This is a genomic window from Paenibacillus thermotolerans (genome assembly GCF_028745515.1).
Taxonomy (GTDB): Bacteria; Bacillota; Bacilli; order Paenibacillales; family YIM-B00363; genus Paenibacillus_AE; species Paenibacillus_AE thermotolerans.
Map to the genome: position 1 here is coordinate 188,402 of NZ_JAQZSG010000006.1, position 6,811 is coordinate 195,212.

The following is a 6,811-nucleotide window of genomic DNA, read 5'->3' on the forward strand; positions in this document are numbered from 1 at the left end:
ATGATCTGTATGAGGATTGTGATAGATGCCGGACACGGACCGGACACTCCCGGGAAACGTACGCCGGACGGAAGCTTAAGGGAGTATCAATTTAACTCGGTAACGGCTGCTTATGTTATCGAAATGCTTAAACAGTATGAAAAAGTCGAAATTCTTACAACCTACGATGATTACCGGGATGTACCGTTAAAAGAACGTACAGACAGTGCTAATGCTTGGAAGGCAGATTTATATGTATCCATCCATGCAAACGCCGCAGGAAGCGGCTGGAACAACGCAGAGGGGATTGAGACGTTCGTATACACCTCTCGTTCACCGGCTGCTGTAGCCCTTGCAAACGCTGTACAACGACAACTCATCAAGTTAACCGGACGACAAGATCGCGGCGTAAAGTCGGCTGATTTCCACGTGCTCCGCGAATGTAAAATGACCTCGATATTAGTGGAGTGCGGATTTATGACCAACCGGCAAGAAGCAGAGTTATTAAAAAGAGACACATACCGCCAAAAATGCGCTATGGCTGTTGTTACCGGGATTGTTGAAACATACGGTCTTAAACGCAAGGAAGCGGCTCCAGTGGAAAATAAGCCGTTGCCAGCGATTCAGAAACGAATCGGTGTGATCGTGAACGGAAAGACGGTAGGAGAAGGATACTTGATCGATGGGGTTTCGTATATCCCGGCTCGGACTGTATCGGAGCAACTGGGCGCAAATGTTGGATATGACGGACAGAACGTCGAGGTGAGAAAATGAAACAGAAGTTAACCAATCTTATTGAAACACGGAAACTGTCTGCTTTGGCAATCATCGGGCTATTTATCTACATGGCCATTGACGATAAGCTTGAAACGAATTTCGTGCAAACGGTCATTATATCGATCATCACGTTTTATTTCGGTCAATCTACAGCGAGAGATAATCCGAAAAAATCGGATTGATTCAATTATCCCCACTTGGCTATTATGCCTTGTGGGGATTTTTGTTTTTAAAGGAATTAATATATAGAAATCGAATATCTAAGACGAAAGGAGGAACAAAATGGCAAGGCGTAGAAAGAATGACGGGATACCTACTGAATGGATTTTGTTAATTGTACCTGCCTTTATTGTTAGTTTATTCTTTGCATCTATAACTAACTCGTCGGAAGCCGGGTTTTATCTCGGATTAGTTACATTCTTCATTACAATTTTTTATTACCGACAATACATCAAAAACATTGAACAAGAAAGAATCAACAGGCTTAAAAGGTCAGGAATCACTGATATCGACATGATGAATGGGTTACAGTTTGAGCAATTTCTAGGTGTACTATTTAAAAGCCAAGGATACGATACCTTAGTTACAAAGTCATCAGGAGATTACGGTGCTGATCTGGTTATCGTCAAAGATGGTCGGAAAATTGTTGTTCAAGCTAAGCGATATAGCGGCGCGGTTAATCTAAAGGCAGTTCAAGAAGCAGTAGCATCAATCGCCCATTATGGCGCAGCCGAAGCATGGGTAGTTACAAATAGCAACTTTTCCCCATCAGCCGTACAATTAGCTAGATCAAATAATGTAAGGCTAATCGATCGAAATTCGCTGATTGAAATGCTTTTAGAAATGAACCAAAGGAACGAATAAATTAGGTAGTCCCCACGTAAACATATAGGGATCATAAGCGTCGCTTTAACGAGCGCAGCCGTGGCGACGCTCAAGACCCCCTGAAAATGAACGTCAGACGAATGTCTGACAGAGAAATAGATTCGTCCGTCTGACGCCTTGTCGGACGGATATTTTTTTATGGCCAAAAATCCTCCGGAGAAACATCATGCCCCATCCTTCTTAAAGCCCCAACGATCTTCATTTGTGTGCTCTCGTTCGCCTGGACATCTTTATTTCCATCGCAGAGATCTGATATTGTGTCACGATTCTTTCCGCTTATCTTAGCAAGCTGCCCTTGTGTGATTCCATGTTTATCAATAAACCTTCCAAGCGCAGTCCTCTTTTTACCCACCCCGAATCCAAAAGCCATTAATCATCATCCTCCCTTTATATCAGAAGGATGGACAATCTATGAAAAATTTATTCAAAAACTCCGCAACATGGACAATCGCCCAGTCATACACATGTATCACAAACCGTCAGACGGAGGGTGAGACACATGTCAGGCAAGGCAAGGGATAAAATTGAGGCCCGTTTAAGGAAAGAGCAAGACGCGGATTTGCGGAGTGCCACGGCCGGTCTCAACGCTGGTGAGCTATCGGAGCTCGTGCGAGATGGACTCCGGCTCATGCTCGGCATCCGGACCAAAAAGGCCGTTGAGGTGGTGGAGCGGCAGATCGTAGCCGACCGGAAGCCGGCGCAAGCGCAGCAGTCCAAACCGCAGGCGTCAATCCGTGTAGCTGGAAAGCCGGCTGTTTTCAAACCTAATGGGAGGTGAGGGTGATGTTCGGACCCAAAACAGAAGTGATCCCGTTCCGGGAATTCGTCCGTGGAGAGTGGAAGCAGAAGACGACGATCGAGGTAATCGTTGAGCATCTCGACCGTCACAAAGTCGTGTACCGGGTCGCCGGCCTGACACTCACTGTATTTCTGACCGGCGCGGATCTGAGTTTTGCGGCAGATGGCGGCGGAATTGATGCCAGTGCGGAAAAGATTTACCGCAAGCTGCTATCCATCGGTAAGTGGGTAATCGTCTTCAAAGGTGGATTCGATACGATCAACAATTTGGTTCAAGGAGATATGACCGCGGCGAGAAAGAACTTCCTCGGATATTTACTGGTGTACGTCATTCTGCTTGGCTTGCCGTGGTGTCTTGAACAGGTTGATATTGCGTTTAAGGATTTAGCGTGAAAGGGGACTGAACAGCATGCCTATGAAATTCAAGTTAACCTCCCCGTTCGGTGTGTTCGAGGAGATCCGCGACGGCCGGGCGCATAATGGCATTGACCTAGCCATGCCGGAGGGCACGCAGTTGCGCAGCATCGTTGATGGCGTCGTGGAGAAGGTCGTAGACTACGGTGCTCAGAACATCGGAAAAGGCGTTATCATCCGCACCGACGACGGCACGCAGCTCATCTACGGCCACATGGAGAAGGTCAGCGTCCGGCCGGGGGATCACGTCGATGTCGGCGAGTTTATTGGGCTCTCCGGGAATACCGGCCACAGCACCGGGCCGCATCTGCACTTCGGGATGATGAAAGACGGCGAATACATCGATCCGACGCCGCTGGCCGATACGATAGCCAAGATGAGCGGAAAGCACGAGCTTTGGAAAGGTCCGCTTTGGCAGCTCGGGGAACATGCGAAAGGATTGATAACCGGAGCGGTGGAGAGTGCCCAGGAAGCCGCGATTGAAGCCATGAAGCACAAAATCTTCACGTTTCTCCACGCCGCGGGAGAGGTTCTGCTGGATATGAGCTACGGCGTGACGTTGGTCGGCTGCGCTGTACTCATAATTCTGAAGGTGGCCGGACTGTTACAGGGGTATAGGTGGGCATCGATTCTGTTCACGGTGAATGCTTTGCTCCGGTTGGTGTTAGGCGGTGCGTTGAAATGAAGATTTCAGAAGTGCTCACCATCGTCAAGCCCGAGTATGTTTACATGAAGCTCAAGCCAAACAACTCCATTCGGAACAACAACACACACAAGCTCGCCAGGGCGATCGCGACGCTGTATCGAAACGTCGCTCAAAACATTAGGCGAGAGGAACAGCGGCTTATTAAGGCTTTCGGCCGCCAGTTTATCGTGCCGACCCAATTCACCTATCGGGCGCCGGGCAAAGTCGCATATTTCATCTACATGGAGAAAAAGAACGTTGCCTTCTACTTCATCCTTCCTAAGCAGCACCTCGTTTTCCTCAAAGAAAAAATCTCCGATTCGTGGTCCAATATTACGGTGGAGCAGGTCGACGAGCTGCCGGTATTCTCGGCCGCAGCGACGAAATATCAGTTGCATTACGAGAAGGAGGATGCGTTAAGCCTTGCAATCGACAGGCGGAATAACGACTTGCTCAACTCCAATCTGAACGTGCTTGATATCCTCGAGGACGGCGACCGCGTCGGCATCTTTTATAATTTCATTCCAACCTCGCAGCATACTTGGCGCCATACCTACAAACATACGCTCGATAAGGTAAAGAAGGGGCTGCCGGTGGACCGCGACAAGATGGGTTGGAGCTATGTGCTGAAATTCTCGTTGTCGGTCATCGATCTTGTATTCAAGGAAGTCGGTGAGGTGCTGGCGGGGAAGAAAAAGACGGAGGAAACGAACATCATCGAAAGCTTGGTTGACCGGCTGAACGGCGGCCGGAAAGTCCGGGACTCGACGGAAAAGAAAGCGACGGCGACGGTGCTGGATACGCAGATCGTCGTGCTGAGCGAAAGCAAAGATAAGCTGCGGGAGATCAACACGGCACGCAGCCTTGCACAGAGCTTCGATACGATCTCGGATGATAACAAGCTGCGGTACCGGCCATTTAAGCGGACGTTCAGGTATACAGATTTCAGCCTGGGCGCCGAACGCAACAAACTCGGAGACGAAGAGGCACAGAATCTCCTTTGCATGGCTGGCCGCGACGTGCTTGAGCGTTACAACTTCATCGAGAAAGTAGAGACGCAGGAGACGGAAGTGCCAAAGGATTTGCAGAACGGGGTAATGTGCATCGGGACCAATACTTTCCGCGGGAAGGAGCAGCAGGCCTACCTGAGCACCGACCGAGAATATCAGAACCTGACGCTCGTGCTGATCGGGCCGACGCGAGCCGGCAAGTCGACGCTTCTCGGAAACCTAGGGGTGGACGCAGTGAAAGCCGGGGAGTGTTTCGTTATCTTCGACTTCATAAAGAACTGCGAACTGTCGGCAGAGATCGCCAGCCTGTTCCCGAAGGATAAGGTGCTGAATATAGAGTGCGGAGATTTTAAGAAGCTGCAGGGCCTTGGATATAACGAGATCGGTTTCAGCTTGGATCCGCTCGAGCAGTACGACAATGCGAAGCGGTCGGCGACGCAACTGCAGACGCTGGTTGATGCGATTGCCAGCGGGGAGCCGCTTACGCCGAAGATGAAGCGATACCTGCAAGCTGCGGCGCTCGTCGTGTTTATCTCAGGAGGAAGTATACGTGATGTGTTTAACGTTCTGCAGGACCACGATGAGCGCCACCGCTTTATCGGTAAGGTGCCCCATAATCAAAAAGATAATCTGGGCAAATATGTGCTGAGCCTTAAGGAGATCGACGAGACCGATAAGAAGGGTGAGGTCACCGGCACGAAAGATAATTTGGTCGCTGGCATCATCGACCGTCTCAATGAGCTGGAGGCCAACACGTACCTCGAAATGATGCTGAACCAAGACACAGCGCATAATGTCGATTTCGTGAAAGAGATTCAAAAGAATCAGCTGATTTGCATCCGCATGCCGGAGCGTGCTTACCCGACGGATGGGGAGCGCGACGTGATCTGCACGTATTGGATGACGAAGCTTTGGCTGGCGCTACAGATCCGTGGCCACCAGATCCCAGACCGCAGCCAAATCACGAAAGTGAATATGGTCATTGATGAGCTCTATCAGGTGAAGACGACCGAAAAATTGCTCACGGAAAAGCTAAGCCGGCTGGCGAAGTTCGGCGGGAAGTCGATAATTAGCTGCCATTACCTCAACCAGATTAGCGGTATCCGCAACGAGCTCCGCAGCGCGAATGCATCGTATATGCTGATCAGTGGGTGTGACAAAAAGAACTATGACGAATTAAAGAGCGAGTTATACCCGTACCAGGAAGAGGACCTGTTGAACTTGCCACGTTACCACAGCCTGAATCTTATCAAGAACGACGATGGTTACGCACGGTTTATTACGAAACTTCCTAAACCGAGGAAGACTCTAAAGAATTAGGAGGAAACCCCGATGAATAAACACGATGTGTTCAAGCGGTTCATGAATAGTGAAGAACTCTCTGAACAGGAAATGAAACTTATCAAATTAGAACTCATTTTTATTGCTAGGTCGATGGAGTGCTACGAAAATGAACGGACCAAAAAGAGGGAGTTAATCGTAATATAAAGCCTTCATGGTGTGGAAGTTTGTCAGTAAATGTCGCACATTGTCGGAAGATATTGGGTGACTTTCCTTGTAAGCGGATTTATAATTAAACTGGTTAATTAATTTTGAAAATTTGTCTATATGGCAAAAATACTCCTGAGGAGGAGCAGTATGAAACTACTCACTGCCGTTTACCCTTTTCGACGACGATCCACTCGTAAAAGTCCTCCGCATGACAGTCCAGAATCCGAGCTGCAAGAACCGCGTTCTCATAAGACATTTCCCGTTCTCCATTTATCCATCTTGTCACGGTCGAATCATTAACTTTCATTCTTCGAGCAAATTCCGTTTGACTTCGGTCGCCTAAAAGTTCTCGTAAACGGCATCTCCCTTTACGGAGAGCCATCTTGCACCTCAAATATTAAATTTAATTTGTAATGCCAAGATTATACACTTAACAGAAATCCACGTAAACAACAAGGAGTGTGCATATATGCCTTTAAAACTTCTCGAAACAATAATAAATTCAAAGGTGGAAACGATCGTCGAGGATTGTGAGGATGCGGTAGATGAGTCTCATAAAAAGTTTGTAAACAATCTTAAAGTGATACTACCGATACTCCCCCCTGAGTTGAAGGTAGTGGCACTGGAGTTGGAAAATCTTTATATACAAAAAACAAGGCTAGTCGTCAACACAGCCTATAAATCATTCTTGGAAGATGCTTCTGTTGTAATCAATAAGATAAAATCAGCATGAAATCAAGTACGTCTATGATGATGGTGTTATTGAAATTAC

10 protein-coding genes are annotated in these 6,811 nt (G+C 48.1%); 8 read left to right on the top strand and 2 right to left on the bottom strand.

The genetic code is table 11. The features are described 5' to 3' along the window. The first annotated feature begins 9 nt into the window (after positions 1-9). From PT964_RS07760 to PT964_RS07770, 3 genes are all read left to right on the top strand, one after another. Positions 10-753 (top strand): N-acetylmuramoyl-L-alanine amidase, encoded by a 744-nt coding sequence (locus PT964_RS07760; RefSeq protein WP_274362768.1) that lies wholly within the window; start codon positions 10-12, stop codon positions 751-753. Continuing rightward, positions 750-938, top strand: a complete 189-nt coding sequence (locus tag PT964_RS07765) for a hypothetical protein (RefSeq protein WP_274362769.1) — start codon at positions 750-752, stop codon at positions 936-938. The genes PT964_RS07760 and PT964_RS07765 overlap by 4 nt, the downstream gene beginning before the upstream one ends. Before the next feature lie 100 nt (positions 939-1,038). Continuing rightward, positions 1,039-1,620 carry a restriction endonuclease gene (locus PT964_RS07770; RefSeq protein ID WP_274362770.1) on the top strand — a complete coding sequence of 194 codons (582 nt, stop codon included), beginning with the start codon at positions 1,039-1,041 and terminating at the stop codon, positions 1,618-1,620. A gap of 157 nt (positions 1,621-1,777) precedes the next feature. On the opposite strand, the gene PT964_RS07775 is transcribed toward PT964_RS07770, so the two are convergent. After that, on the bottom strand, positions 1,778-2,011 hold the full coding sequence (locus tag PT964_RS07775) for a helix-turn-helix domain-containing protein (protein ID WP_274362771.1): 234 nt from the start codon (positions 2,009-2,011) through the stop codon (positions 1,778-1,780). Between the two features lie 129 nt (positions 2,012-2,140). Between PT964_RS07775 and PT964_RS07780 the strand changes: the two genes are divergently transcribed. The 4 genes from PT964_RS07780 to PT964_RS07795 all read left to right on the top strand — a co-directional run bounded on the left by PT964_RS07780 (position 2,141) and on the right by PT964_RS07795 (position 5,868). Continuing rightward, positions 2,141-2,419, top strand: a complete 279-nt coding sequence (locus tag PT964_RS07780) for a hypothetical protein (protein WP_274362772.1) — start codon at positions 2,141-2,143, stop codon at positions 2,417-2,419. A gap of 5 nt (positions 2,420-2,424) precedes the next feature. Continuing rightward, positions 2,425-2,832 carry a hypothetical protein gene (locus tag PT964_RS07785; protein ID WP_274362773.1) on the top strand — a complete coding sequence of 136 codons (408 nt, stop codon included), beginning with the start codon at positions 2,425-2,427 and terminating at the stop codon, positions 2,830-2,832. Between the two features lie 121 nt (positions 2,833-2,953). Next, positions 2,954-3,538, top strand: a complete 585-nt coding sequence (locus tag PT964_RS07790; RefSeq protein WP_425262688.1) for a M23 family metallopeptidase — start codon at positions 2,954-2,956, stop codon at positions 3,536-3,538. Next, a complete protein-coding gene (locus tag PT964_RS07795; protein WP_274362774.1) occupies positions 3,535-5,868 on the top strand; it encodes a type IV secretory system conjugative DNA transfer family protein in 2,334 nt (777 codons plus the stop codon). The genes PT964_RS07790 and PT964_RS07795 overlap by 4 nt, the downstream gene beginning before the upstream one ends. A gap of 328 nt (positions 5,869-6,196) precedes the next feature. On the opposite strand, the gene PT964_RS07800 is transcribed toward PT964_RS07795, so the two are convergent. Next, positions 6,197-6,421: a helix-turn-helix domain-containing protein gene (locus tag PT964_RS07800; protein ID WP_274362775.1), complete on the bottom strand. Its 225-nt coding sequence runs from the start codon at positions 6,419-6,421 to the stop codon at positions 6,197-6,199. An 87-nt stretch (positions 6,422-6,508) separates the two neighbouring features. Here PT964_RS07800 and PT964_RS07805 point away from each other — a divergent pair, with 87 nt between their 5' ends. Then, on the top strand, positions 6,509-6,772 hold the full coding sequence (locus PT964_RS07805) for a hypothetical protein (protein ID WP_274362776.1): 264 nt from the start codon (positions 6,509-6,511) through the stop codon (positions 6,770-6,772). The last annotated feature ends 39 nt before the right edge of the window (positions 6,773-6,811 follow it).

Coding starts and splice junctions, on each gene's coding strand:
- PT964_RS07785 (WP_274362773.1), top strand. CDS start 2,425: ATGTTCGGACCCAAAACAGAAGTGATCCCGTTCCGGGAATTCGTCCGT.
- PT964_RS07760 (WP_274362768.1), top strand. CDS start 10: ATGAGGATTGTGATAGATGCCGGACACGGACCGGACACTCCCGGGAAA.
- PT964_RS07770 (WP_274362770.1), top strand. CDS start 1,039: ATGGCAAGGCGTAGAAAGAATGACGGGATACCTACTGAATGGATTTTG.
- PT964_RS07795 (WP_274362774.1), top strand. CDS start 3,535: ATGAAGATTTCAGAAGTGCTCACCATCGTCAAGCCCGAGTATGTTTAC.
- PT964_RS07800 (WP_274362775.1), bottom strand. CDS start 6,421: ATGGCTCTCCGTAAAGGGAGATGCCGTTTACGAGAACTTTTAGGCGAC.
- PT964_RS07765 (WP_274362769.1), top strand. CDS start 750: ATGAAACAGAAGTTAACCAATCTTATTGAAACACGGAAACTGTCTGCT.
- PT964_RS07780 (WP_274362772.1), top strand. CDS start 2,141: ATGTCAGGCAAGGCAAGGGATAAAATTGAGGCCCGTTTAAGGAAAGAG.
- PT964_RS07775 (WP_274362771.1), bottom strand. CDS start 2,011: ATGGCTTTTGGATTCGGGGTGGGTAAAAAGAGGACTGCGCTTGGAAGG.
- PT964_RS07805 (WP_274362776.1), top strand. CDS start 6,509: ATGCCTTTAAAACTTCTCGAAACAATAATAAATTCAAAGGTGGAAACG.